We start from the raw sequence: 25,953 nt of genomic DNA, 5'->3' as shown, positions 1-25,953 counted from the left end.
TCCTTTTTCCCAAACGCTTCCTTAGGTCAGCGTCTGCCTGAGTTGGGGGACGATGTTTGCTCATCTTCGTACATGACAGTATCGCGACATCGCCACTAATGTAGCGATCTTGTCAGGTTCCGGCGGCGATAAGCATCAATACGAAAAAAGGCCGGACACATGGTCCGGCCTTTTTTCACTGGAACAGCGATTGGGTCAGGCGCGACGACGACGCCCGCCACCGCGACGGCCACCAACAGCGCCTGCTGCGCCGGCCTCTTCCGGGGATTTGTTAAACCTAATCCACTCACCACCGTGCGGGTCATTGTTGGTCAGCAGGTTGGCGGCACGGATGGCTTCCATTTCCTTACCGGCGCGCGGCTTGGTCGAACCAAGACCGAACAGCTGACAGAAGGTTTCGTCATCCATGTCCGCAGGCAGAATGATCCCCTTGGCTTCGACCTCAGCTTTCTTCTCGGCCAGCTTTTTTGGACCCACAGGCAGCGCCACCGGGTTCATGATTGCCGACGTCATGCCTGCGCCCATGGCCATCGGCAGGAACGCATTGTTGATCCCGTGGCGGTTTGGCAGACCAAAGGACACGTTCGAAGCACCACAAGTGGTGTTTACGCCCAGTTCTTCGCGCAGGCGACGGACCAGCGCAAAGACCTGCTGCCCAGCGGTTGCCATCGCGCCGATGGGCATCACCAGCGGGTCAACGACGATGTCATGCGCCGGGATACCGAAATCGGCGGCCCGCTCAACAATCTTCTTGGCCACTTCGAAGCGCACATCGGGATCTTCCGAAATACCGGTGTCATCGTTCGAGATCGCAACAACCGGCACATTGTATTTTTTGACCAGCGGCAGAACCAGTTCCAGACGATCCTCTTCGCCGGTGACCGAGTTCAGCAACGGGCGGCCCTCGGCAGCTTCAAGACCAGCTTCCAGAGCGCCGGGAACGGACGAGTCGACACAAAGCGGCACGTCAACCAGCCCCTGCACCAGCTCGACGATCTTGCGCATCAGTGGCGGTTCAGTCTCGTTCGGGTTGGGGTTCGAGTTGTAGACAACGCCTGCGTTGATATCCAGAACGGTTGCGCCTGCAGCAACCTGCGCCAGCGCGTCTTTCTCGACAGTCGAGAAATCGCCGGCTTCGAGCTCGGCCGCCAGTTTCTTACGGCCCGTCGGATTGATCCGCTCACCGATCACGCAGAACGGTTCGTCAAAGCCCAGAACGGCAGTTTTTGTTTTTGATTCTACGACTGTACGCGTCATGTCCGTTCCTTAGGAGTTTACAGGCTTTGCCGAAGCGCCGCCGTTATTGATGGCCCAGTTGGCGTTGGTCTTGATTCCGCCAAGCGGGAAGAAATGTACGTTGGTGATGTTGAAATCCGGGTTGGCAGCTTTGTGGTTGGCCAGCTCGGTGATCACATCGGTCGGTTCATAAGGCAGCAGCAGCTTGGACACATCCATCGCACGCTTTTGCAGGACCTTCAGCGACGGGCCAACACCGCAGGCGATGGCGAACTTGATCAGCGTCTGCAGCTTGGCCGGACCGGCTATACCGATATGGACTGGAATATCGATACCAGCTTCTTTCAGACTGTCGGCCCATTCGATGATCGGTTTGGCTTCAAACGCAAACTGTGTTGCCAGCGCCATTTCGGCATCCGTGGTCTCGCTGAATTTCTGCTTCCAGCGCAGCGCGTCGTCGACATTCTTGGTCGAGCCGTCGGGGTCGATATCCTTGTTGCCCTCAGGGTGACCCGCTACGTGCAAGCGCTTGAAACCCGCCTTGTCGAACAGACCGCTTTCCAGCAACTGCATCGAGCTGTCGAAATCGCCGTGTGGGTTGGCAACGCCACCGGCCAGCAGCAATGCCTGATCTACGCCCGCTTCGCCCTGATACATGGAAATCCAGTTTTCCAGCGTGGCGGCATCCTTGATGATCCGCGCAGGGAAGTGCGGCATCACCGGATAACCTTCGTCAGCAATCCGCTTGGCGGTCTTGACCATATCCTCGATCGGAGTGCCTTCGATATGGGCGATGTAAACGCGCGTACCTTCGGGCAGCAACGCGCGGAAATCTTCGACCTTTTCAGCGGTGCGCGGCATCACTTCGATCGAATAGCCTTGCAAAAAGGCTTCGACGGTCGGGTTTACAGGGCCGTTTTCGACCACATCACGTTTCTTGAAGTTCAGCAAAGCCATTGCGGCCTCCCATAGATGTCTCGGGCTCATGCCCAACCGTCATTGGCGATCAGGGCTTTGATGCGGTCCTGATCGTATTCCGTTTCCAAACGCGTGGCTTCGGCCTCGGCAATCTCGGACGGGTCGCCGTCGACTGCAAAGGGGGCCGCCTTGCGCCATTCGGCCAGATAGGCATCGCTATCCTTGGCGTTCACCTTCATGGCTGCGCGGTCGATGGCTTGTTCGAACCGCTCCTCTAATTGCCGCTTTGCGCCACGACGGCCCTTGCCGACGATGACTTGGGCGGGAATGTCGCGCCAGTAAACAATGGTGACGTCAGGCATTGCGTTTGATTCCTCCTAACCAGATGGACCGGTTCTAAACGTCTATGTGGGGGCAAGTCGGTCGATTTTCGACACAAGGAGCATTTCCAGCGACGTTTTTGCCCACGATGGATACCGGGGTTGTAACGAAGTCTGAAGCAAACACGCATATCAAAATTCTCATCACTTTAATGAGCGTCTTGCACGACGCACACGCCCGACCTATGGTCGGGGTAACTCGAAAATCGGAGGGCGTTCAAGATGGCGCCCAAGCGTCCCAAAGGTGCGGGCGCGTTCCCGAAGGCGGTCGAAAGCCCCGCGCCGGCAAGACCCGATCCAGATGCGTTGTATGCGGCGCTGGATTTGGGAACAAATAGTTGCCGCATGTTGATAGCCCAGCCCAAGGGCAGTGGGTTTCATGTGGTAGACAGTTTTTCTAAATCCGTGCAGTTGGGCGCGGGTTTGGAACGGACCGGACGTCTGTCTCGGTCTTCGATGGCGCGCACCATTCAGGCGCTGCGCATCTGTCAGCAAAAGCTGAAACGCAACAAGGTCAGGCGCATGCGTCTGGTCGCGACCGAGGCGTGTAGGCGTGCCAAAAACTCACGCGAATTTATCCGACAGGTCAAACGCGAAACCGGACTGACGCTCGAGATCATCCAGCCCGAAGAAGAGGCGCGCTTGGCCGTGATCTCTTGTGCACCGCTTGTTTCCACCAAGACCGAGCAATTGTTGGTCGTGGATATTGGTGGCGGATCAACCGAACTAGTGTGGATCGACATCTCATCGGTGCCGCGCCGGGACCGTCCAGCGGCGATCATGCGGTTGCATCACGGGTTTCACACCACTGACAGCCCCTTCCCTGCGGCAAAAGTCGTCGACTGGATCAGCGTTCCACTGGGTGTTGCAACGCTGCGCGATCAGTTTAACGACGTCGAAGATGACTCCGCTCGCTTTGCTCTGATGAGTTGGTTTTTCGAAGAAAACCTCGCCGATTTCGCGCCTTACAAGGACGAGCAAGCCCGCCTTGGGTTCCAGATCGTCGGTACCAGTGGCACGGTTACAACCGTTGCGGCCTCGCACCTTGGGCTCAAGCGCTATGACCGGACCAAGGTCGATGGTTTGCGCATGACCAGCGATCAGATTGACAAAGTCATACGAGGGTATCTAGAACTCGGCCCTCAGGGTCGCCGACGTGATCCCCGGATTGGGGATGACCGGCAGGCGCTGATCATGTCCGGCTCGGCCATTTTGCAGGCGCTGTTAAGATGCTGGCCTACCGACCGCCTTTCCGTGGCGGACCGGGGGCTGCGCGAAGGCTTGCTCTATGCGCAGATGAGCGCGGACGGCGTACTGGAAGACGGACCGTTCTGATGGCGAAGACACCAAGTGGCAAAAACAACTCGGGGCGCGGGCAGCGTGACCTGAAGGTCAAGGTAAAGACTGCACGCGGGCGTAAGCTCAGCTCGACCCGTTGGCTCGAGCGGCAGCTGAACGACCCCTATGTGAAACGTGCGCAGGTCGAAGGGTACCGTGGGCGCGCAGCGTTTAAGATATTGGAGCTGGACGAAAAGTACCGGTTCCTCGTGCCAGGTGCACGTGTCGTCGACCTGGGCTGTGCGCCGGGTGGTTGGTTGCAAGTCGCGGTCAAACGAGTGAATGCGCTGGGAGAACGTTCCGGCAAACGGATAGGCACAGTTTTGGGTGTCGACCTGCAAGAGGTTGAACCGGTCGCAGGTGCCGAGGCACATGTGCTGGACTTCATGGAAGACGATGCCGACGACAAAGTCAAAGAGTGGCTGGGCGGCAAGGCTGACGTGGTGATGTCCGACATGGCCGCGTCGTCATCTGGGCACAAGCAAACCGACCACATGCGCATCATGGCTCTGTGCGAAACGGCGGCTTACTTCGCCTTTGACGTTCTGGAAGAAGGCGGCACGTTCGTTGCCAAGGTTCTGGCCGGTGGCGCCGAGGGCGATCTGCAAAAGCTGCTGAAGCAGAAATTCGACAAGGTTGCGAATGTGAAACCACCCGCGTCGCGTTCGGACAGTTCCGAGAAGTTCGTGGTCGCAACCGGGTTCCGCGGCTGACTCAATCGTCCAGAGAAATCCGGTCCTCGGTCAGCACCTGTTCGCGCAGTGAAGCGGCGGCAATACCTTGTAGCAACAACGCTTCGCCGTGATTGATGTATTCCGGTGGTCGGGCCCGCAATTCCTCGATCCGTTGCGACAAAGCCAGTGGCTTTTTCAGCTTGGACGTGTGGACAGGTTTGAGAAACATGTGTCACCTATAAGCTGGGGCAATTCTTGCCTCAGCTTGATCGGTAAATATGAAATTTGCCGGGAAAATGACGGAAACCGGGCCAAGCCGTGCCGTTTCAGCGGCCCAGTTGTTGTTTCAACTGCAAAAGGTTCGGGTCCTCTGGTATGATCCCTAACCCCTGCTCCAGAACATCGCGTGCGGCCTGAGGCCCACGATTGATCTGCGCCAGTTGCACCAGCATTGGCCATGCTTCGGCGCGTTGCGGGTCCAGCGCAACGACCTCTTGAAACGCCCGCTCAGCCGCTGGCGCATTGCGGAACGTCAGGGCCATACCGCCAAGCACGAGATGCGTTTCAGGAAAATCCAGACGGTTGGAAATCGCCGACTGCCACTCGGACATGCCCTGCCCCGACAATTGCTGTTGTTCCGCAGTCAGAGCCTGCGGCGGAATGTTCAGAAACTCTTTTGCCGCCGAAATGCGGACGTTTCGCAACGGGTCGGACAGCAGCGGCTCAAGCCGTTGGATTTGATCGGGCAAGCTGGCCTGACGCTGCAGCGGTGCCGCCGTTGCGCGAACCAAAGCGTCTTCGTCCACCAACAGTTCTGCTGTTCTGGCCGCCACATCTGCGGACCCAAAAGGTTGCAGCAGATAGGCAGCCGTGGCGCGCACGATGCCGGGTTGATTAGGGTCGGTTGCGATGTCCAGTAGCTCGTCTGGCCCATCCGCACGACCAAGCGTTGCTGCCTGAAAGGCCGATCCAAAATGCGGCTCTCGATGCGCCCTGTCCGGAAACCAACCTTCGATCTGCTGGGCGGCCCATGTCTGATCCTGATCTGAATGGCAATCCGTACAGGCATCCTGCCCAAGCCCCAAATCGGGACGAGGTACACGGAAACTGTGATCGCGCCTGCCGTCGACACCCATATAGACACGCTCGATCATATGGCAGGACTTGCACTGCGCACCCTCGCTATTCTCTGGGTGATTGTGATGTTCCGGCGCGTCGTACTCTTTGGCAGCCAGAGTTGGAAACTTGGGATTCGCGGCAGGCGAGTGACACTGCGTACACACCCCGTTTCCATCTGCCCTCAGACTCGCGCTATGCGGCTCGTGACAATCCATGCAACCCACGCCGCGGTCATACATCTTGGATTGCAGGAACGAGCCGTACACATAGACTTCATCCAAAATCTGACCGTCCGGGTGGTACAACCCCGGACGCAGGACCGCCAGATTGTAGGCGTCATGATAGGGCGTTCCGGGCAGCGGGTTGCCATCTCCATGCGCCTCACGACGGGAATGACACCCGGCGCATTGCTGAATCTCGGCCTCGGTCTGGCCTTTACCCCAATCCATCAGGAACCCGGTGTCGCCCAGATCCAGCGGCAGGCTTTGCCCCCCGACCCACTCGATATGTGCCGAACCCGGGCCATGGCAGCTTTCGCACCCTACCCCGATCTCGGCCTGTACCGAGTCGTATGTTCTGGTTTCAGCGTTGTATTGTTTCTCAAAACCAGTCGCGTGACATTCCGCACACCGCGCATTCCAGTTCTTGTAAGGTCCGGTCCAGTGCAACCCGTCATCGGGGGGTAAATCTTGATCCGGGTAAAGGTGAAACCACTGCTTGTTCTCGGTATCCCAAACAACGTCGAAACTCTGCAACCGGCCGGGTTCTGTTTCGAATAGGTATTGCTGCAACGGCTCAATGCCGACGACGGAATGTACCCCGTATTCGGTGGTCACCCCGTCTTTTTCCGTGACTTTTGCGCTCAGCGCGCCTTCGGTGTCGGTGAATTCGACTGACATCCCGTCATGGTCGAACCGCGTTCCGCCAAAATCGGCAACAACCGCAACGTCTTCGACCTCGGTCCAAGCCAGCGCGTGGTGGGAATTGGACCATGCCGCCGCCTCGTCCTTGTGGCAATCGGCACATTGATCCGACCCGACATATGCTGGAGACTGGCCAAAGGCGGCCATAGGCACAAACAGCCCGACACACAACGCCAGAAATTTCACTGAGAACCCCGATCCAGATTGTCTTCCAGATCCATCAAAGCGCCGTTGTATTCGGCGCCAAGGATCAGAATTGCCGCGCACAGGTACAAAAAGATCAGCGCCGCCATGACGCCCGCCAAACCCGCATACGTGGCGCTGTAGCTGGCGAATTGAGCGATATAGATCGAAAACCCCCACCCGCCGGCCGCCCACAAGGCCAACGTCAGAACAACGCCCGGCAGAATTTGCATCAGCTTGTGCCGCCGCGTTGGCAGGATCAGATGCGCCAAAAGGACAGTGCCCGCCGGAACCGCCACCGTGAAGGTCCAGCGCAACCTGTCTACCGACAACCAGTCCGACACGTTCACATCAGTCTTCTCGCTTACTAGTTGGGTGTAGGCGGGCAAAACAACTTCGACCGCGGCAATGGCCAGAATGGCAACACCACCAACAATCACCAGCCCCAGGCACAGCAACCGGGTTTTCCAGAACGGCCAAACGTCGCTATCGTGATAAGCTTGGTTCATGGCCGCCCGCACCGCCATCACACCGTTCGAGGCGAAGAAGATCGCAAGTAGACCACCCAGCGTTATGACGCCCGAGCCGGATTCCTGCAGGACGGCCCGCAATTCAGCCACGATTGGCCCCGCGACATCTTTGGGCCACGCTCCAAACACAAGCTCAATCAGTTCGTCGGTGACATAACCCTGAGACAACGACCCCGCCAAAGCCACTGTGAACAACACAAATGGAAACAAAGCCAGCATCAGGGACATGGCAACGTGGCTGCTCATCACGAACCCGTTTTTGTTGTTGAACCGCACTACGGCCAGCCACAGCGCCTGAACTGGCCGGCCAATTGAGGGAATCACACGTGCATTCATGCGCTCAGCCTAACCCGCCTCGGCTTTGCTCTGAAATGGCAAATCCCTTGAGAACGTAAATTATCTCGCCCAAATGTTTGGGCACATTGCAGAATCTCGCTCAGCCGTGCAGGATCAGTTTCCAGAGCGACCATCAATCGTTGTAACGTGCCACGCGGCATTACAGGCGGGCTAAGCGATGACTTTGGAACCTAATCAGAACACGAGCGGTCCGCGGCTGAAGCTGTCGGTTGTTCGGGATGCGACAATTGTCGCCACACTGATTGTATTGGGACTTTACGCGGGTTCAGCATTCCTGATCCCGCTGACCATGGCTTTGTTGATCAACGTTTTGATCATTGCGCTGAGCGACCGGGTTATCTCGTTGGCGCGCGTGCCCGTCTGGCTGGCCAACATCGCCGCAGTCACAGTTGTTTTGGCTGGCTTGTTCGTGATCATGTATATCCTCGGAAGCCAGGCGACGCAGTTCGCCCGATCGATCAGCACGTATGAAACCCAGTTCGACGGCGCCGTGAACCGGGTCACGGGGCTGGTTGGCAATGACGTCACCACTTTCATCCGCGACAATCTGGTCAGTATCGACATGTCCTATGTCGCGCGTGTGTTGCTCAGCAGTGCAACATCGCTGCTGAACCAGTTCTTCCTGATCAGCCTGTACGTGGCCTTCCTGATGGCCGAGCGTCTGGCCTTTCGCAAAAAGATACAACTGGCTGCGGGCAATCCCGAAACCGGGGCCGAATTCACCACAATTCTGGATGCGATCACCGACAGCCTGCAGCGCTATGTCGGGGTAAAAACCTTCATCAGTCTGGTCACGGCGGGCATCAGTTACTCGGTCTTCAAGGCGCTTGGACTTGAATACGCCGAAACATGGGCCGTGCTGACTTTTGCGCTGAACTTCATCCCGTCTATCGGTTCGATCATCGCCGTAATCTTTCCGGCCATGATTGCCCTCGTTCAATATGAAACGATCGGGCCTTTCCTGATCATCGTGTTCGGTTGCGGCACCATCCAGTTTCTGATCGGCAATTTTGTTGACCCTGCCTTGCTGGGCCGGTCGCTGAACATGTCTACGTTTCTGGTGATCCTCGCGCTAACGTTCTGGACAACCGTTTGGGGGCTGATCGGTGCATTCCTGAGTGTTCCTTTGACTGTCTGCATTCTGATCATCTTCAGCCACATTCCTGCCCTTAGGCCAGTGGCTATTCTGATGTCTCTTGATGGCCGCCTTGGTGATGACAACGCACCCGCACGGACCCAATAATCTGTGCAAAACCCGATCTTCATAGGGTCCGAGATCTATCGCCATTCGACCTATGGTTCAAAACACCCGCTGGCTATCCCGCGCGTCTCCACCGTCATGGACCTGTGCCGCGCGCTGGGCTGGATCAATTCGGAAAATTACAGGGTCAGCCCCCGCGCAAAACCCGGCGCGCTGCACCGCTTTCACACGCCGGACTACATAGATGCGCTGCAGGCCGCGGAAAGAGCTCAAAGCGTCTCGGATGATGTACGCTCGACCTATGCGCTGGGCACGCTGTCCAACCCGGTATTCCCAGAGATGTACAGACGCCCCGCCACTGCGGCCGGAGGATCAATGTTGGGCGCTGAACTGATCCGCGATGGCGGCATCGTTTACAACCCTGCGGGCGGAACACATCACGGCCTGCCCGACCGTGCCAATGGGTTTTGTTATCTGAACGACCCGGTTTTGGCGATCCTGACACTGTTGCGAATGGGCCTAGACCGGATTGTCTACGTCGATATCGACGCCCATCACTGCGACGGGGTCGAGGCCGCCTTTCAGGGTTTGGAAACGGTTCGGATGATTTCCATTCATGAAGCCCGACGGTGGCCGTTCACCGGCAAGCTTGATGATGGTGCAGGCGGCGCGGCGTTTAACCTTCCGGTGTCCAGAAACCTCAACGATGATGAATTTGGCGCCATTCTCGACCAGCTGATCCTGCCCGCGGCAGAGGCCTTCAAACCGCAAGCCCTTGTCCTGCAATGCGGCGCCGATGCGGTTGCCGAGGACCCGCTGTCGCGCCTGGCGCTGTCCAACAATTCTCACTGGAAGGCCGTCGCCGCACTGAAAGGTCTTGCGCCCCGCGTTCTGGTCCTGGGCGGGGGCGGATATAACCCGTGGTCGGTTGGCCGGTTGTGGACTGGTGTTTGGGCCACCTTGAACGACCTCGACATCCCCGAAGTGCTGGAGGCAGACGCGCAAGCCATCCTCGACGCATTGACCTGGAACCGGGCAGCTGGCCGAAATCCTCCGATTCACTGGCTTCGAACGCTGCGCGACGCGCCAAATCACGGACCAATCCGACCAGAATTGAAGGAAGATTTGCGCCGTCTGACTGGGCGGATTTCACAGTAGATCGGCGAAACAAAGGCTGCTAACATACCGCTGTTACGACACATTTTCTAATTACCGCACAAAATCACAAAGTCAGTTTGGAAAATTGACGCCGATTGGACCCGCCAAATGAATGCACTTAATCAGATAAATGATCTCAAAGCCCGAATGGGACAATCCATAATCGGACAGACTGACGTGATCGACCGCCTGCTGATCGGGATGTTGGCCAACGGAAACTTGCTGATCGAAGGGCTTCCCGGTTTGGCCAAGACCCGCGCGGTCAAGGCAATGGCCCGCAACCTGGATGCACGTTTCAGCCGGATTCAGTTCACTCCGGATCTGCTGCCATCGGACGTCACGGGGACCGAGGTGTTTCAGCAGACCGATGACGGTGGCACATTCCGGTTCGAACCAGGACCTATCTTCGCCAATATCGTTCTCGCGGACGAGATCAACCGCGCCCCCGCCAAAGTTCAGGCTGCGTTGCTTGAGGCGATGGAAGAACGGCAAGTAACCGTCTCGGGAACCACGCATAAAATGGAACCGCTGTTTATTGTGATGGCCACCCAGAACCCGATTGAACAGGAAGGCACCTACCCATTGCCCGAAGCGCAAATGGACCGGTTCCTGATGCATGTTCAGATCACCTACCCGCCGGTTGAGGATGAGGTTGAGGTGATCCGTCTGGTCCGAGGCGAAGAAATCGCGGCGGGCAAAAGCGCATCCAAAGAAACACCGCCGGCAATCCCTCAGGACGCTGTATTTGCTGCACGGGCCGAAATCGGCCAGACCCACGTATCAGACGCCATGGACCGCTACATGGCCGATCTGGTGCAAGCCACGCGGACGCCCGGCGCGTTGAGTGACGAGCTGGCAAGCTGGATCGACATCGGAGCAAGCCCGCGCGCCTCGCTTGCCTTGGACAAATGTGGTCGCGCGCATGCCTGGATGAACCAACGCGACTATGTCGACCCGGCCGATATTCGCGCCATCGCACATGATGTATTCCGCCACCGCATCACCCTGAGCTTCGAGGCACAAGGCAGCGCCAAATCGGCGGATGATGTGATTTCGGAAATCCTGCAGCTTGTTGCGCTGCCCTGAAACCAAAGGAACGCCGCGTGTCCAAGACCGCCGCATATCCCGACGACCCGCGCATACACGTTGATGCGGACCACCTGTTAAAGCTGGGTCCAAAGTCTCGCGCGATCAGCCTGCTGCCCCGCCAACCTGCCCGTTCGATCCTAAACGGCCGGCATGCCTCACGCTTGCGCGGGCGCGGTCTGAACTTTGAAGAACTGCGAAACTACTTGCCCGGGGATGACATCCGTACCATCGACTGGAAAGTGACCGCGCGCACCGGAGAACCCCATGTTAGGGTCTATACCGAGGAACGCGACCGCCCCGCCCTTTTGCTTGTGGACCAGCGCGTTTCGATGTTTTTCGGCACACAAGTCTATATGAAATCGGTCATCGCGGCCGAAGCCGCGGCGATAGCTGCACACCGGGTGCTGGGGCAAGGCGACCGGGTCGGTGGGATCGTCTTTGGCGATACCGATGTGGCCGAACACCGGCCCAAACGCCGACCAGTTGCCCTGACGCAGTTCCTGTCATCGGTGGGCGCGCTGAATTCAAAACTGCGCGCAACGTTGCGGGATGAACCAACCGTGGCGTTGAATGATATGCTGAAACAGGCCGCGCGGATCGCGCATACAAATACTTTGGTGTGTGTCTTTTCCGATTTCGATGGGCTGAATGAGGTGTCAGAGAAACTACTTAGAAGACTTTCTACCTCGAATGATCTGATATTGTTCAATATTTCTGATCCCAGTTCGCGTGAACTTGCCCCGAACCTTCGGCTTACGGTGTCCGATGGCGACCGTCAGATTGAACTCGACAGTTCGGACCGCGATTTGTCGCACCGAATAAGAACAGCGCTGGAAGATCGACTTGCCCAGCTACAGACTTGGTCGCGCCGCTATGGATTTTCCGTAGTACCGCTGACCACGGCGGAACCGACGCTCGACCAGTTGCTCAAGCTATTTGGTCATCCCGGAGCCCGAAGATGAGCGTCGATGTCGAAGGTAAATCACTGGTCGACCTGCTGGACATGCTGGAACCTGCCCCGGTGCCCGAGCCCATATCCATGATTCCGCAGACATGGGGATGGGGCGTTTTAGCCTTAATCCTTGCTGACCTTATCATCCTTGCCGTTTACGCCTTTCTTCGCCACCGCCAGACGAACGCTTACCGGCGCGAGGCATTGGTCGAGTTGGCCGCGTCAGACAACGACGCCGCAAAGATAGCCGAGATACTCCGCCGCACGGCGCTGGTCGCTTATCCACGTCGAGAGGTCGCTGCGTTGCATGGAGAAGATTGGACAAACTTCTTAAACCAAACATCTGATAATGTTAGCTTTACTGACGGCCGTAGTCGCCAACTTTTGGAAGCACCATACAGAGATGTAAAAGCCGGTCCTGATCTCAAAAATCTCGCGCGAAATTGGATCAAATCACACAAGCGGGAAAGGACAGCGTGATGTTCTCCTTTGCCGCGCCTTGGGTTTTCCTCCTGCTCCCGTTGCCATTTTTAGTGTATGGGCTTGCCCCACCGTATCGCGAAAAAAGCAACTCGATCCGCATCCCATTCTTTCGCCATGTCGCACAGGCCGCTGGGGTTGAACCTAACTCAGGATCCGCCATTCCCCAACACGCACGGTTTCAGGCCGCCACAATCGCATTGATCTGGCTTCTTTTGGTAGCTGCCATGGCCCGCCCCGAAAAACTTGGTGAACCTTTGGTTATCGAAAAGTCGGCGCGCGACGTGGTGCTTGCCTTGGACATTTCGGGATCGATGGACCAGCGGGACTTCACAACAACGGATGGCGCTCCAAAACAAAGGCTGGCCGCGGTTAAGGATGTATTGCGTCGGTTCATAGCCGAACGCCAAGGTGACCGGATGGCTTTAATCATCTTTGGTACTCGGGCCTTTGTCCAAGCCCCCTTCACGGAAGATCTAAACAGTTTGAACGGGTTCCTGGATCAAACTCAAGTTGGCATGGCCGGTCCCAATACTGCGTTGGGGGATGCAATTGGTCTGGGCATACGCACCTTTGACTCCAGCGAGGTCGACCAGCGCCTGATGATCGTTCTAAGCGACGGGGCGGATACGTCCAGCCGCATGACGCCGGTAAACGCCGCAACAATCGCGGCCGAGAAAGGCGTCGTCATCTATACGATCGGCGTTGGCGACCCAGACGCCTCGGGCGAGGACCGGGTTGATCTGGATGCCTTGAAGGACATCGCAGACCGTACGGGCGGCGAATACTTCTTTGCAGACGACGAAGAAGCGTTGGCTGACACATACGCACGCATTGACGAACTCAACCCCCGGGTCGTGGAAACGCAAAGCTACAGGCCACGCGAAAGCCTTGCACATTACCCGCTTGCGTTGGCATTGCTGACAATGCTCGTCACTATGATTGGTCAACTTGTAATCCAGCGGCGCCGAGGTGCAGCATGAGCGACGCGTTGGCAGATTTCCATTTCTTGCGAGCCTCTTGGCTGCTGTTCCTCATCCCTATTGCGATACTCTGGTGGGTGATGCGGCCCAAACCCAATTCGCACTCCCAATCCATAACCGGCATCGCGCCGCACCTTGCCGCCGCCCTGACCCTGGGGGCAGAAAACAAGAAGCGTGTGTACCCGATAGACGTCGCGATGATCGCAGCAATCCTTGTCACCTTAGCCGCGGCCGGACCGACATGGTCACGGGCCCCGAACCCTTTGGTCGCGGACACGGCACCGCTGGTAATAGCACTGAAAGTCACGGACAGTATGGAGGAACCGGACCTGCCACCATCCCGACTGGATCGGGCCAAGTTCAAAGTGACTGATCTTATCAATGCGCGTGTCGGAGCACAGACGGCGTTGATTGCCTACGCCGGAACCCCACACAGCGTTGCGCCCCTGACCGAAGACGCCAACATCCTGCGCCCGCTTTTGGAAGGCCTCGCGCCAGCAGTCATGCCAAAACAAGGGGATTCAGCCGCAGATGCACTGACCCTTGCCGAAACGATCCTGAACGACAGTGATACACCCGGTGCAGTCCTGTTCGTTCTGGACGACCTCGACCCGTCTCAACTCTCTGCTTTTGAGAACACGACCGTGCCCGTGTTTTTTCTGACCATGCTGCCGAACGGTCAAAACATCGCTCAGTTAAACGACCTGAGGACCGCGACGATTGTTCCGTTCTCTAACGATGAACGTGATATCAAACGCTTAGAACGTCAAATTCAATCGGCTTACACTGCGGCGCTGGATGACGATGATCGATTGGACTGGCAGGACAGAGGGTGGATGTTGGCCTGGCCCGCCGCGTTTTTGTCATTGCTTTGGTTCCGACGCGGTTGGGTGATCCGTTTGGTATTGCTAGCTATGTTTTTTACAGCTCCATCAGGGCCCGCAAATGCCGATGGTTGGCTGGATTGGTTCTTGACGCCGGATCAACAGGGGCAGATTGCGATGAACCAAAAACGCTACGCTCAGGCGGCAGAGCTATTTGAAGACCCGTATCATAAGGGCTATGCGCGGCTGAAAGCAGGTCAGTACCCCGAAGCAGCAGCAGTCTTTGCCGAACTGGACACGCCTGAGGCTGCGTTCTCCGAGGGGATGGCGCGCATTCGAAACCGCGAGTACAGGCCAGCCATAGCAGCATTTGAAACAGCTTTGGAGCGTCAGCCAGACTGGCCCGAAGCGCAGCACAACCTGGAAGTTTCCAAAGCAATCCTCGAATTCGTTGAAACAACCCGAGAGCAGTCGGACACAGGCGAAGAAGCCGGCATCGGGGCCGATGACACAGTCTTTGACAATGAAGCCGGGCGCGGCGAGGACACAACCATTCAGGCCCCGACCGAAGGTGCGCAGGCAATGTCTGCCGATCAGTGGATCAGCACGATCGACACAGATATGCAGGACTTTCTGCGAAATCGCTTCCTGTTGGAAAATCAGGAGCAGCAGCAATGAGATACCTCATATTCCTCATGCTGTTTTTCCCGCTACAACTGGGCGCGCAGACAGGTGTTCAACCGCAGGTCACAGCCGAGGCACCGACCGATCCGGTTACTGTCGGGCAACCGGCCATCGTACGGATAAAAGTACTTGTCCCCACTTTCATGCCGTCCCCGCCGGTTTTTCCGTCGCTCGAACAAGAAAACATGCTTGTTCGCCTGCCTGAGCGTGCTTCCGGCCCAATCAGCGAAACTGTGGATGGCGAGACCTGGTCCGGTGTTCAACGCAGCTACCGTCTGTATCCGCTTCAGGCTGGGCCGATTGAATTCGGCAAGCAAGAGGTTGTGGTGACCTTTGCCGATCCCGAAACGAATGCTCCAACGACGGTCAGTGTTCCCTTGCCCGAAATGGCCTTGAACGCCGTTGTACCAGAGGGCGCTCGCGATCTGGACCCGCTGATCCTGGCCACGGGGTTCACGGTCGACCAGCAGATCGACGGATCAACCGAAATGGAAAACGGGGGTGCCATCACTCGACGCCTGACTGCCAAAATTGCCGGCACGACGCCCCTTCTGGTGCCTGAATTGATCCCCGACATGCAGGACCCGCTTCTGAGCGCCTATCCGAAAGAGCCACGTATTACCGAAAGTGAAGACCGGGGTGTTCTGTCTGGCCAGCGCGTTGATGAGATCGTCTATCTTGCGCAACAAGGTGGCCAGACCCAACTGCAGCCTATCACGATCCGGTGGTACAATCTGAACACCAATCAGATTGAGAAAATTGATATCGACGCGGTTGATCTAACGCTTGCGCCACCAAAGTGGCAGCCACCGGATGCGAATACGATTTTCAAGTTGCTTGCCTTGGCGGCCGGTTTGACACTGGTTCTTTGGGCATTTGTACGGTTCCTTGGTCCGCGTGTCACAAGTTGGAAACAGGCGCGGCGCGACAGATATCAAATATCTTCGGACTTTGCGCTGGGTGCATTGAGGAAAGCCTTGCAAGCCAATGATATCTCAATGTCTTATTCTGCCTTGGAGTTGTGGAAACTGCGCAGCGATGCCCCCGAAAAAGCAATTGGCCTGGAAGAGCAACTGGCTAGGATTGGGGCCGCAAGATACTCATCCCGCACCGGCTCAATACCTGAGGCTTGGGCTGCGGCATTGTCCGAACTCAAGGGTATGAAACAAGCGGAACACCGCGCTCGGAACCCGCTACCGCCGCTTAACCCGTAGGGTCAGCACTGGCAGGCGGCGATCAACTTGCGCCTATCCTTAAGCCGTACGCGGCCATACCCAAGCTCGATCAATCCCAGCTCGGCCAGGTTGTGCAATTTACGGTGCAATGTCGGCAGCGATACGGCCACCATTTCGGCCAGTTCATCCTGTGACACGACGATCCACCCATCGGATTTTGAGGCCCCTTCATCCAGGTGCAAAAGGCGCAGAACCAACCGTTTTTCCGCTCCGGTCACTGCCAGATTTGCCATGATGCGCAGCGCAGTTTGCATGTTCTCATGCGATAAAGCATAGAAATCTCGAACATATTCGGGATTGTCACGAACAAGTCGGTCCAGGCGCCGAGACGGAAAAAACAATGCTCGCGTTTTCTGTGTCGCAACAACACTTACCAGTCGGTTGGACTCGGCTAACAACGCAAGATCACCGATCCAGAACCCGCCACCCTGCCTGTGGACAACGAAGTCCTGCCCGTCATCCGCAGGTGCAGTGATTTGAACGGAACCCTCTAGAACCGCAAAGACCCCGTTGGCGGGATCTCCGTAGTTATACAGCGCCTCACCCTCATCGAAAGATTTTGCGACCCCGCATGCAAGTAAATCCGATTGAAAGCTTGCGCCTCGCGCCCTGAACCACCCTGAGGCAAGCAGTACCTGTCGGTCACGCGGATTTTCAAACATTAGTATTCATCAATCTCATCAAATGATAGGTTTCCGAGCATTGTCATAGCCTAAGGTAAGGCTATTCGATTCTCGACGTAATGTGAATTTTTCCTACCGGGAATCAATACGTTGTTGGCGGAAAAGATAGTCACCGCCATCAATTACTTTTAGATCAACGGATCATTAAGATCCGGCCAATTCAGGAGTAGACCATGTCACCACCCCTATTGATTGCAGATAGTTGGCGCGGCACATTGCGCAAATTCGCCGTAGCTTCCGTCGCGGTCGCGCTGGCCCTGCCCGCCTGGGCCCAGGATCAAAAGCCCAATATTCTTGTGATCTGGGGCGACGACATCGGACAATCCAATATCTCGGCCTATACGATGGGCCTGATGGGATACCAAACGCCGAACATCGACCGCGTCGCGAATGAGGGCATGATATTCACCGACTATTATGGTGAGCAATCCTGCACCGCCGGTCGATCATCTTATATCATGGGCCAATCGGTATTCCGCACGGGCCTGTCAAAGGTCGGTCTGCCGGGTGCAAAAGAAGGTATGCAGGTCGAGGACCCGACCATTGCCGGTCTCCTGAAAGCTCACGGCTATGCAACAGGTCAATTTGGTAAAAACCACCTGGGCGATCGGGACGAAATGCTTCCGACCAATCATGGTTTCGATGAGTTTTTCGGCAATCTCTATCACTTGAATGCAGAGGAAGAGCCCGAGAACGAAGACTATCCCCAAAACGCTGAATTCCGCGAGCGGTTCGGTCCGCGTGGGGTCATCAAATCCAGTTCCGATGGCATGATCGAAGACACCGGCCCGCTTACCAAAAAGCGGATGGAAACCGTGGATGACGAAACAGTTGCGGCCGCGCTCGACTTCATCACGCGCAAAACCGAAGAAGGCGTACCGTGGTTTGTCTGGTGGTCGGGCACTCGGATGCATTTCCGTACGCATGTCAAAGACGAAATGCGTACAAAGGCTGACGAAATTGCCGGCAAGCATATGGACGAGTACCAAGCGGGTATGATCGAGCATGACATGCACATCGGTCAATTCCTTGCTCTGCTGGATGAACTGGGGATCGCAGACAATACCATCGTTCATTATTCCACCGACAATGGCCCTCATATGAACACTTGGCCAGATGCGGCCATGACGCCGTTCCGGGGTGAAAAGAACACCAACTACGAAGGTGGGTGGCGCGTGCCATCCATGGTACGTTGGCCCGGTAACATTGAGGCCGGTTCGGTCAGCAATGAAATCATGCATCACATGGATTGGTTGCCAACTTATCTGGCGGTCGCCGGAAATCCGGACATCAAGGAGCAACTTCTGGAAGGGATCACCGTTGCCGAAGTGGGCGGCGGACGAGACTACAAAGTGCATCTCGATGGATACAATTTCCTGCCATACCTGACCGGTGAGGCCGAAGAAGGCCCACGGCACGAGATTTTCTACTTCTCGGATGATGGTGATTTGACTGCGCTGCGCTATGACGATTGGAAGGCCGTGTTCCTCGAGCACCGCTATCCGCAGACTCTGCGCGCCTGGGCCGAACCCTGGACCGAACTGCGCATTCCATTGCTGTTCAACCTGCGCCGCGATCCCTACGAGCGGGCCAATATCACCTCGAACACCTATTGGGACTGGTACATTGACCGAGTCTACCTGCTGTTGCCAGCGGCTGAATATGTAGGCCAGTTCCTTGATACTTTCGAAGAGTTCCCACCGCGGCAGAAGCCCGGTAGCTTTACGATTGGCGATGCCAAGGACAAGATCTTCAGTCAGGTTGGCTCGAAGTAAAACCGAAAAACCAGAACCCGCAGTACCCATCTGGCACTGCGGGTTTTTTTGATTTGTTTGCAGCATTTTTATTGCCGCAAGATGCGTCAAAGGTAATGAACCATGACACGAACACTCTCTGCTCTTGCTGTGGCAGTCGCTCTGAACAGTTTCGGAAATTTCACCGCGTCAGCGGACCCGCTGCCCTCTTGGGCGGAATCGGATTCGCGGGACCGCATTATCGAGTTTGTCGCCGCCGTGACCGACCCACAGCGCCCTGAATACGTGACGCCAGCAGAAAGAATCGCCGTTTTCGACAATGACGGCACGCTTTGGGCCGAACAGCCTGTGTATTTTCAACTTATCTTTGCTATGGACCGGCTGGCTCAGATGGCCGGTGATGACCCTTCGATCCTGACTACGCCCGTTTTGCAGGCCGCTGCGACAGGCGATCTGAAGACGGTCGCGGAAGGTGGTCATGATGCCTTGATCGAGGTGTTGAATGCCTCTCATTCCGGCGTCACGGTCGACGAGTTCCAAAGCGCCGTCGCCGACTGGCTGGAAACCGCCCGGCACCCGGAAACCGAACTGCCCTATGACCAGATGACCTATCAGCCGATGGTCGAGTTACTGCGGTATCTGCGAGACGAAGGGTTCAAGACCTACATCGTCTCAGGCGGTGGGGTGCACTTTATGCGCGTCTTCGCCGAAGACGCCTATGGCATTCCGCCCGAACAGGTTCTGGGTACATACATGGACACCATTTATGACAGCGCGGAAGGCGAACCGGTTATCACCAAGGCCGATGGCATCGCTTTTGTGGACGACAAAGAAGGCAAACCGATCAACATTGAGCGGACGATCGGTAGACGCCCGATTCTGGCCGGGGGAAATTCGGATGGCGATTTTGCCATGTTGGAATGGACCACCGCAGGCGATGGGCCACGGTTGGGTGTTCTGATTCACCATACCGATGCAGAACGTGAATGGGCCTATGACCGGGAAAGCCCAATCGGAAAACTGGTCGATGGACTGGACAAAGGGCCAGACATGGGTTGGGTGATTGTAGATATGGCGCAAGACTGGTCGCGCATCTACACTGGGGCGAACTGAACCACCACGGAGCCCGATAACCCTATGTGGACACTGCTTGTTTCCGCCTTCGTCTTTGCGCTTTACACAACAGCAGTTTTCTTTTCTGTGCGCGCGGCCCAAACCGCGCGGACACCTCAGGGCGCGGTCGGATGGGTGGTCTTTCTGATCTCTGCACCAATGTTTGGCGTGCCGCTTTACCTGTTTTTGGGACACCATAGATTTCGGGGCTACCGTATCGCGCGCAAGGAAAGCCAGCGCGTGGTTCAGGGGATCAAGACCTTCGCCGACTACTCAACGCCCGATGCCGACAAATTGCTTATCAACCCCAAACCGTTCGAGGCGCTGGCGCATATGCCCGTGTCGCGCGGCAACGGGGCAGAGCTGTTGATTGATGGGCAGGCCACCTTTGATGCGATTTTTGAGGCGATTGATGCTGCCAAAACTTACGTTCTCATCCAGTTCTACATCGTACGCGCCGATGCGTTGGGTCAGAAGCTGAAAGACAAGCTGATCGAAGCAGCCAAACGCGGTGTCAGCGTCCGGTTCATGATGGATGCCGTCGGCAGTTACGCCCTGCCCAAGGACTACATCGAAGAGATGCGCGAGGCCGGTATCGCCGTTTCGGATCCACATGAACAACGCGGACCAAAATTCCGTTTCCAGTTGAACTACCGCAACCACCGCAAAACCGTTGTTATCGATGGCGAAACGGGATTCATCGGTGGTCACAACATCGGGGTCGAGTATCTGGGCCAGGACCCGCATTTCGGACATTGGCGCGATACCCATGTCAGGTTGACCGGTCACATTGTCCGGCAATTGCAGTTGATCTTTATCGAAGACTGGCATTGGGCGCATGAAGAAGATCTGATCGACCAGTTGGATTGGGCCGGGTCCGAGGCGGACCAGGACATCAATGCGCTGCTAGTCGCGACAGGCCCCGGCGATGAAACCGAAACCGGGTCGATGATGTTCTTCGCCGCCATCACAGAGGCGCGGAACCGGATCTGGATCGCGTCACCCTATTTCGTACCCGACATCGATATCATGACCGCCCTGAAACACGCGGCTTTGCGCGGTGTCGATGTGCGCATTCTTGTTCCTGATGTCATTGATCACCGCCTGCCGTGGCTGGCGGCTTTTGCCTATTTTGATGAAGTTCGCGCCTGTGGTGCACAAGTCTTGCGTTACACAGACGGCTTCATGCATCAAAAGGTCTTCGTTGTGGATGACTCACTGGCCGCAGTAGGCACGACCAATCTGGACAATCGATCATTTCGGTTGAATTTCGAGGCAATGGCCTTGTTCTTTGATCCCCAGACCACAGCCGCCGTCGATGCGATGCTGCAAAAAGACTTTGCCAAAAGCTATGAGCTGACGCGCTATCTGGAACAGCAACCAGTACACATACGCCTCGGCGCTCCGCTGGCGCGATTATTCTCACCCATCCTTTAAGCCATGAACCTTTCCTGAAACACCCGGGTCATAAGGGCGACCATGTAGGCCGTGGACAACCCAAAGGCCAACAGGCCTGTAACTGCAGCAAAGGTACCGAAAATCCGCAGATCTTCACCCAAGACGATGTCGCCGTAGCCAAGCGTTGTGAATGAGACCAGCGAGAAATAAAGCGCCGTATTCCAGTCGGGCAATACATCGCCGAAAACCCAGACAATGGCCCAAATCCAGACCTGAATGGTGTGGGTCGCGACAATAAAGGCAAGCGCGGTTGCAATTGGACCGGCCGTTGCCAAAATGGCGCCTCTGGCTTCCCAACGCTCGATCAGCCTGTTGATGGCCAGCGTGCACAGAGTCAGAAGAAAGATTTCGACCAGAAAGCAAAGCCCGAGAAACGTGCTGCCCCAAAGGATCTGCTGTGACAAGGTCATGTTTTCGCATCCTGAATTGTACCGACGACGGATCGCCTAACAATGACCTGCACTTCCGGCTGAGACAACCCGATCACCCATGTTCATAGTGCGGCGAAAGGAACCTATGACGTGTCAGCGCTGGACAGTTGGCGAAACTGTTGCAAATCCTTGTAAAAATGAGGGCGAACATGCTTGTGATATTTGACAAGGTTCAAAAATCCTATCCCGGTGGTCGACCGGTCCTGCGCGACGTATCATTGTCGCTGGATCGCGGCCAAACGCTAGCCCTGACCGGCGAAAGCGGCAGCGGTAAAAGCACCCTGCTGAACCTTGCTGCTGCATTGGACACTGTGGACAGCGGGGAAATCACACTGGACGGCGTAGCCCTGTCGCAACTGGATGATCCGGGCCGGGCCGCCCTGCGCCGCACGTCCTTATCGCTGGTGTTTCAGCAATTTAACTTGATCCCATCTTTGACAGCAGGTCAAAACCTGTCGTTTCATGCCCGGTTGGCCGGGTGCCACGACCCCGATTGGTGCGCCCATCTGGCCCAGCGGCTGGGCCTTTCCGATCTGCTTGATCGATATCCCGAGAACCTGTCGGGCGGACAACAACAGCGCGTTGCCATCGGTCGTTCCATGGCCGCCCGGCCCAAATTGCTACTGGCGGATGAACCTACGGGAAACCTGGACGAAACCGCCAGCGCCACCGTTCTTGACCTCATGTTGGCTCTTGTTGCGGATACCGGGGCCGCGCTGCTTTTGGTCACCCATTCGCACGAGATTGCGGCCCGTTTGGATCGGCGTGTGCGTCTGTCTGGCGGGCTTATCGCATGACGCTGACCGTCATTCAGGCGCTGGCCTCTCATTGGCGGGCACACCGGCTGCAACTGGCGACCCTGCTGATCGGCCTGACCCTTGCAACCGGTCTTTGGTCGGCGGTGCAGGCTATCAATGCCGAGGCCCGCGCCAGTTATAGCCGGGCCGCTGATCAACTGGCGCTAGGTCGGTTTGACGAATTGCACAACCCCGCTGGTCCAATCCGCCTGTCGCGTTACGTCGAACTGAGGCGCGCGGGCTGGCAGGTTGCTGCGGTACTGGAAGGCCCATTTCGCGTTCAGGGTCGGACATTACGGGTCCTTGGCGTTGATATGGTGGCCTATCCCGCCCTGCCCGCCGTCACGCAGATGGAACAAAGCGGCACGCCACCCGACCCTGCCGATATGCTGACCGCGCCGGGGCGATTGCTGACGACCCCGGTTTTGGAGCCGCTATTGGCCGGCCAGACCGGTTTGCCTCCGAGCCTGATCAGCGATGCCTTACCGCCCGATCTGATCCTGACCGACATCGGTGTGGCCGAGACGTTACTGAAGAAGCCGGGAGAGATTTCGCACCTGATCATTTTGCCGGATCAGCCCGGTTCAATTCCACCGCTGTCGACTATTGCCCCCGAATTGGAGCGGGTTCCGGCACAGGAACAACTGGATACCGCACAACTGACCGACAGTTTTCACTTGAACCTGTCCGCCTTTGGCCTGCTGTCCTTTGCGGTGGGTCTGTTCATCGTGCACGGAACCGTTGGCCTGGCCTTTGCCCAACGGCGCGGCATGATCCGAACCTTGCGCGCTTTGGGTGTTTCGATGCGACGGCTGGTTTGGCTGATCATGGCTGAGCTTTCCGTGCTGGCGATTGTCGGCGGAATACTCGGTTTGGTGCTTGGCTTTTTCCTCGCAGGCGCGCTGTTGCCGGATGTGGCTGCAAGTTTGCGCGGACTTTACGGCGCACCTGTCAGCGGCCAGATCTCATTGCAACCACAATGGGCACTGTCCGGGTTGGCGATGGCCTTGGGCGGCACGTTTCTGGCCAGCGGACACGCCTTGTATCGCCTGTCACGAATGCCGATCCTAAGCGGCGCAGGCTTGCAGGCCTGGCGTAGCGCGGCTTCGGGTAGCTGGGTCGTCGCCCTTGCCGGTGTCGCCGCTATTGCCGGGGGCATTCTAGGCCTGTTGTTGTTCGGAGGGTTGGTGGCCGGCTTCGTCATGGTCGCCGGGTTGCTAGTCGGCTCAGCCTTGGTATTGCCCTATGCCTTGTCGCGCGTCCTGATCCTGTTTCAGCGTTCAGCGAAAGGACCAATAGCCCAATGGGTCTGGGCGGACATGCGCGCCCAACTGCCGGGCCTGTCTTTGGCACTGATGGCCCTGTTGCTGGCGCTTGCCGCGAATATCGGCGTGGGCACGATGGTTTCCAGCTTTCGGCTGACCTTTACCGGCTGGCTGGATCAGCGCCTGACATCCGAGCTCTACGTCACCGCTGCCACCGATCAGCAGGGTCAGGACATCGCAGAATGGCTGAACCCGCATGTAGATGCCATCCTGCCGATCCGAAGCGTTGAACTGGCGCATTCGTCAGGGCCTCTGTTTCTCTATGGTATCATCGACGATCAGACCTATCGTGAGAAATGGCCGCTGATCAGTTCTTCGGAACGTGTTTGGGACCGGGTCCACGACGGAACCGCCGTGCTGATCAACGAACAACTTGCCCGTCGGGAAAACCTGTGGCCCGGAGATACTCTGGCGATCACACCCACTGACACTTTGACCATCGCAGGTGTCTATTCGGACTATGGCAACCCAACCGGTCAGGCCATCGTTTCAATGGCGCAACTTGATCAGATCGCGCCCAACGCTGAGGCGCGCCGGTTTGGCATTCGTGTCGCGCCTGATCGCGCCACGGATCTGGCCCAGGCCTTGCGCAACCAGTTCGACCTGCCCCGCCGAGCAGTTGTCCAGCAAGCCGCAATGAAGGCGCAATCCATGCAGGTGTTCGAAAAGACATTCGTTGTGACCTCGGCCTTGAACATCCTGACGCTGGGGGTTGCAGGGTTCGCCATTCTGACCAGCCTGCTGACGTTGTGGACGCAGCGCCTGCCCCAGATTGCGCCCATCTGGGCACTTGGGCTGACCCGTGCAGAACTGGCCCGGCTTGAGCTTTTGCGCAGCGTGCTGCTGGCCGCTTTGACCGCCTTGCTGGCTCTGCCGCTGGGGTTGGCTTTGGCTTGGGCCTTGCTGACGGTCATCAACGTCGAGGCGTTTGGCTGGAGGCTGCCGATGTACCTGTTCCCTGTCGACTGGGTCTATCTGTTGGGTCTGACTCTGCTTGCAGCAACTGTCGCAGCAGCCCTGCCCGCCGCCCGTTTGCTGCGCCTGCCGCCAGCGGATCTACTGAAGGTGTTTGCCAATGAACGTTAGGATCTGGCTGATCGTCTTGCTGCTGGCCGTGCCGGGCATTGCCCGCGCGCAAGGATACGCAGGCCTGGGCGGGTCTGCCGAAGGGTTCACTGTGCCCCAGCCGGGGTATGCGTTTCAATTCCCGCAAGATCATGGCCCCCACCCGGACTACCGTATCGAGTGGTGGTATCTGACAGCAAACCTGAAAGGTGAAGACGGGCGCGATTATGGTATCCAGTGGACCCTGTTTCGGTCGGCACTGAAACCGCATGAGGTCGAGGGGTGGCAAAGCCCGCAAATCTGGATGGGCCATGCTGCGGTGACCACGCCCGACAAACACTATTTCGCGGAGCGTCTGTCGCGCGGCGGCATCGGTCAGGCAGGGGTTACGGCAGCGCCATTCGAGGCGTGGATCGACGAATGGCACATGCGCGGGTCAGACCCAAACGCGGTCAGCCTTTCTGCGAACGGCGCGGATTTTGGCTATGACCTAAAGCTCGAAGCCAACGGGCCGTTCGTGTTTCACGGCCGGAATGGGTTTTCGGTGAAATCCGGCGACGGGCAAGCCAGCTATTACTATTCCCAGCCGTTTTACGAGGTCCAAGGCGTTTTGCGGCTGCCAGATGGTGACGTGGCGGTCACCGGACAAGGGTGGCTGGACCGCGAATGGTCATCACAACCTTTGGCCGCAGATCAAAGCGGCTGGGATTGGTTTTCGCTCAGCTTTGACGATGGCGGCAAGATGATGGCTTTTCGGTTGCGCGGCGACCGAGGTGATTTCACCGCGGCCACGTGGATCGCCGCCGATGGTACGACGACCGCGATCCCCGATGGTTCGGTCGCGTTCGAGCCGCTGACGACCGCGCCCGTTGCTGGCCGCGACGTACCTGTACGATGGCGCGTCACATTGCCTGACCGGGATCTGGACGTCGAGGTATCAGCACTGACACCCGACGCGTGGATGGCCACACGGTTTGAATACTGGGAAGGTCCCGTCCAGATCAGCGGCAGCCATTCCGGACGGGGATATCTTGAGATGACAGGGTACTGATCCGCCCAGTTT

Annotated in this window: 24 protein-coding genes; 16 read left to right on the top strand and 8 right to left on the bottom strand. The window is 57.3% G+C overall.

All coding sequences use genetic code 11. From position 1 onward, the window contains the following. Positions 1-195: 195 nt before the first annotated feature. The 3 genes from DHN12_RS01450 to DHN12_RS01440 are packed head-to-tail and all read right to left on the bottom strand — an operon-like array spanning position 196 to position 2,516. Positions 196-1,257 (bottom strand): methyltetrahydrofolate cobalamin methyltransferase, encoded by a 1,062-nt coding sequence (locus tag DHN12_RS01450; protein WP_058277989.1) that lies wholly within the window; start codon positions 1,255-1,257, stop codon positions 196-198. A gap of 9 nt (positions 1,258-1,266) precedes the next feature. Continuing rightward, the gene (locus DHN12_RS01445; RefSeq protein WP_108858583.1) at positions 1,267-2,193 is read right to left on the bottom strand and encodes a 5,10-methylenetetrahydrofolate reductase; all 927 of its coding nucleotides are present in this window, start codon (positions 2,191-2,193) and stop codon (positions 1,267-1,269) included. Positions 2,194-2,219: 26 nt separating this feature from the next. Then, on the bottom strand, positions 2,220-2,516 hold the full coding sequence (locus DHN12_RS01440; RefSeq protein ID WP_058271696.1) for a virulence factor: 297 nt from the start codon (positions 2,514-2,516) through the stop codon (positions 2,220-2,222). A 240-nt stretch (positions 2,517-2,756) separates the two neighbouring features. On the opposite strand from DHN12_RS01440, the gene DHN12_RS01435 reads away from it, so the two are divergent. Together DHN12_RS01435 and DHN12_RS01430 are read left to right on the top strand one after the other, a co-directional pair. Continuing rightward, positions 2,757-3,869: a Ppx/GppA phosphatase family protein gene (locus DHN12_RS01435; RefSeq protein WP_108858582.1), complete on the top strand. Its 1,113-nt coding sequence runs from the start codon at positions 2,757-2,759 to the stop codon at positions 3,867-3,869. Further along, positions 3,869-4,585: an RlmE family RNA methyltransferase gene (locus DHN12_RS01430; RefSeq protein WP_058271698.1), complete on the top strand. Its 717-nt coding sequence runs from the start codon at positions 3,869-3,871 to the stop codon at positions 4,583-4,585. Before DHN12_RS01435 ends, DHN12_RS01430 begins: the two co-directional genes overlap by 1 nt. Position 4,586: 1 nt before the next feature. Here DHN12_RS01430 and DHN12_RS01425 read toward each other — a convergent pair whose 3' ends face one another. From DHN12_RS01425 to DHN12_RS01415, 3 genes are all read right to left on the bottom strand, one after another. After that, on the bottom strand, positions 4,587-4,775 hold the full coding sequence (locus DHN12_RS01425) for a hypothetical protein (protein ID WP_108858581.1): 189 nt from the start codon (positions 4,773-4,775) through the stop codon (positions 4,587-4,589). 97 nt (positions 4,776-4,872) lie between these two features. Further along, on the bottom strand, positions 4,873-6,774 hold the full coding sequence (locus DHN12_RS01420) for a multiheme c-type cytochrome (RefSeq protein WP_234416524.1): 1,902 nt from the start codon (positions 6,772-6,774) through the stop codon (positions 4,873-4,875). Then, positions 6,771-7,637 (bottom strand): YihY/virulence factor BrkB family protein, encoded by an 867-nt coding sequence (locus DHN12_RS01415; protein ID WP_108858580.1) that lies wholly within the window; start codon positions 7,635-7,637, stop codon positions 6,771-6,773. The genes DHN12_RS01420 and DHN12_RS01415 overlap by 4 nt, the downstream gene beginning before the upstream one ends. A gap of 178 nt (positions 7,638-7,815) precedes the next feature. Between DHN12_RS01415 and DHN12_RS01410 the strand changes: the two genes are divergently transcribed. The 8 genes from DHN12_RS01410 (at position 7,816) to DHN12_RS01375 (ending at position 16,243) form a co-directional block, all read left to right on the top strand. Next, positions 7,816-8,901: an AI-2E family transporter gene (locus DHN12_RS01410; RefSeq protein ID WP_108858579.1), complete on the top strand. Its 1,086-nt coding sequence runs from the start codon at positions 7,816-7,818 to the stop codon at positions 8,899-8,901. Between the two features lie 3 nt (positions 8,902-8,904). Next, a complete protein-coding gene (locus DHN12_RS01405; protein ID WP_234416523.1) occupies positions 8,905-10,017 on the top strand; it encodes an acetoin utilization protein AcuC in 1,113 nt (370 codons plus the stop codon). Between the two features lie 108 nt (positions 10,018-10,125). Beyond that, complete coding sequence (locus tag DHN12_RS01400; protein ID WP_108858578.1) at positions 10,126-11,103, top strand: MoxR family ATPase; 978 nt, start codon at positions 10,126-10,128, stop codon at positions 11,101-11,103. A 17-nt stretch (positions 11,104-11,120) separates the two neighbouring features. Continuing rightward, positions 11,121-12,068, top strand: a complete 948-nt coding sequence (locus DHN12_RS01395; RefSeq protein ID WP_108858577.1) for a DUF58 domain-containing protein — start codon at positions 11,121-11,123, stop codon at positions 12,066-12,068. Continuing rightward, positions 12,065-12,538 (top strand): DUF4381 domain-containing protein, encoded by a 474-nt coding sequence (locus tag DHN12_RS01390; RefSeq protein ID WP_108858576.1) that lies wholly within the window; start codon positions 12,065-12,067, stop codon positions 12,536-12,538. The genes DHN12_RS01395 and DHN12_RS01390 overlap by 4 nt, the downstream gene beginning before the upstream one ends. After that, positions 12,538-13,521 (top strand): VWA domain-containing protein, encoded by a 984-nt coding sequence (locus DHN12_RS01385; RefSeq protein ID WP_108858575.1) that lies wholly within the window; start codon positions 12,538-12,540, stop codon positions 13,519-13,521. The genes DHN12_RS01390 and DHN12_RS01385 overlap by 1 nt, the downstream gene beginning before the upstream one ends. Next, complete coding sequence (locus tag DHN12_RS01380) at positions 13,518-15,023, top strand: VWA domain-containing protein (RefSeq protein WP_108858574.1); 1,506 nt, start codon at positions 13,518-13,520, stop codon at positions 15,021-15,023. The genes DHN12_RS01385 and DHN12_RS01380 overlap by 4 nt, the downstream gene beginning before the upstream one ends. Then, positions 15,020-16,243 carry a BatD family protein gene (locus tag DHN12_RS01375; RefSeq protein ID WP_108858573.1) on the top strand — a complete coding sequence of 408 codons (1,224 nt, stop codon included), beginning with the start codon at positions 15,020-15,022 and terminating at the stop codon, positions 16,241-16,243. The genes DHN12_RS01380 and DHN12_RS01375 overlap by 4 nt, the downstream gene beginning before the upstream one ends. Positions 16,244-16,245: 2 nt before the next feature. Here DHN12_RS01375 and DHN12_RS01370 read toward each other — a convergent pair whose 3' ends face one another. Next, positions 16,246-16,926 (bottom strand): Crp/Fnr family transcriptional regulator, encoded by a 681-nt coding sequence (locus DHN12_RS01370; protein WP_108858572.1) that lies wholly within the window; start codon positions 16,924-16,926, stop codon positions 16,246-16,248. A 194-nt stretch (positions 16,927-17,120) separates the two neighbouring features. On the opposite strand from DHN12_RS01370, the gene DHN12_RS01365 reads away from it, so the two are divergent. The 3 genes from DHN12_RS01365 (at position 17,121) to cls (ending at position 21,251) form a co-directional block, all read left to right on the top strand. Continuing rightward, the gene (locus DHN12_RS01365; RefSeq protein WP_058271710.1) at positions 17,121-18,722 is read left to right on the top strand and encodes an arylsulfatase; all 1,602 of its coding nucleotides are present in this window, start codon (positions 17,121-17,123) and stop codon (positions 18,720-18,722) included. A gap of 102 nt (positions 18,723-18,824) precedes the next feature. Next, positions 18,825-19,814 (top strand): HAD family phosphatase, encoded by a 990-nt coding sequence (locus DHN12_RS01360; RefSeq protein WP_108858571.1) that lies wholly within the window; start codon positions 18,825-18,827, stop codon positions 19,812-19,814. Positions 19,815-19,838: 24 nt separating this feature from the next. After that, positions 19,839-21,251, top strand: a complete 1,413-nt coding sequence (cls, locus tag DHN12_RS01355) for a cardiolipin synthase (RefSeq protein ID WP_108858570.1) — start codon at positions 19,839-19,841, stop codon at positions 21,249-21,251. Here the strand turns inward: cls and DHN12_RS01350 are convergent. Beyond that, positions 21,248-21,682, bottom strand: a complete 435-nt coding sequence (locus DHN12_RS01350) for an ion channel (RefSeq protein WP_058278005.1) — start codon at positions 21,680-21,682, stop codon at positions 21,248-21,250. The two genes, cls and DHN12_RS01350, sit on opposite strands and share 4 nt — an antisense overlap. A gap of 170 nt (positions 21,683-21,852) precedes the next feature. Here DHN12_RS01350 and DHN12_RS01345 point away from each other — a divergent pair, with 170 nt between their 5' ends. From DHN12_RS01345 to DHN12_RS01335, 3 genes are read left to right on the top strand one after another with little or no spacing between them, the layout of a single operon-like run. Next, the gene (locus DHN12_RS01345; protein WP_108858569.1) at positions 21,853-22,500 is read left to right on the top strand and encodes an ABC transporter ATP-binding protein; all 648 of its coding nucleotides are present in this window, start codon (positions 21,853-21,855) and stop codon (positions 22,498-22,500) included. After that, complete coding sequence (locus DHN12_RS01340) at positions 22,497-24,911, top strand: ABC transporter permease (protein ID WP_108858568.1); 2,415 nt, start codon at positions 22,497-22,499, stop codon at positions 24,909-24,911. The genes DHN12_RS01345 and DHN12_RS01340 overlap by 4 nt, the downstream gene beginning before the upstream one ends. Then, entirely contained in the window at positions 24,901-25,941 is a 1,041-nt protein-coding gene (locus DHN12_RS01335) for a lipocalin-like domain-containing protein (protein ID WP_108858567.1), read from the top strand. Before DHN12_RS01340 ends, DHN12_RS01335 begins: the two co-directional genes overlap by 11 nt. The last annotated feature ends 12 nt before the right edge of the window (positions 25,942-25,953 follow it).

The sequence above is a fragment of the Ruegeria sp. Alg231-54 genome (genome assembly GCF_900143525.1).
Taxonomy (GTDB): Bacteria; Pseudomonadota; Alphaproteobacteria; order Rhodobacterales; family Rhodobacteraceae; genus Ruegeria.
Note: the sequence above shows the minus strand (reverse complement) of the source record. Positions and strands in the feature narration are given on the sequence as shown.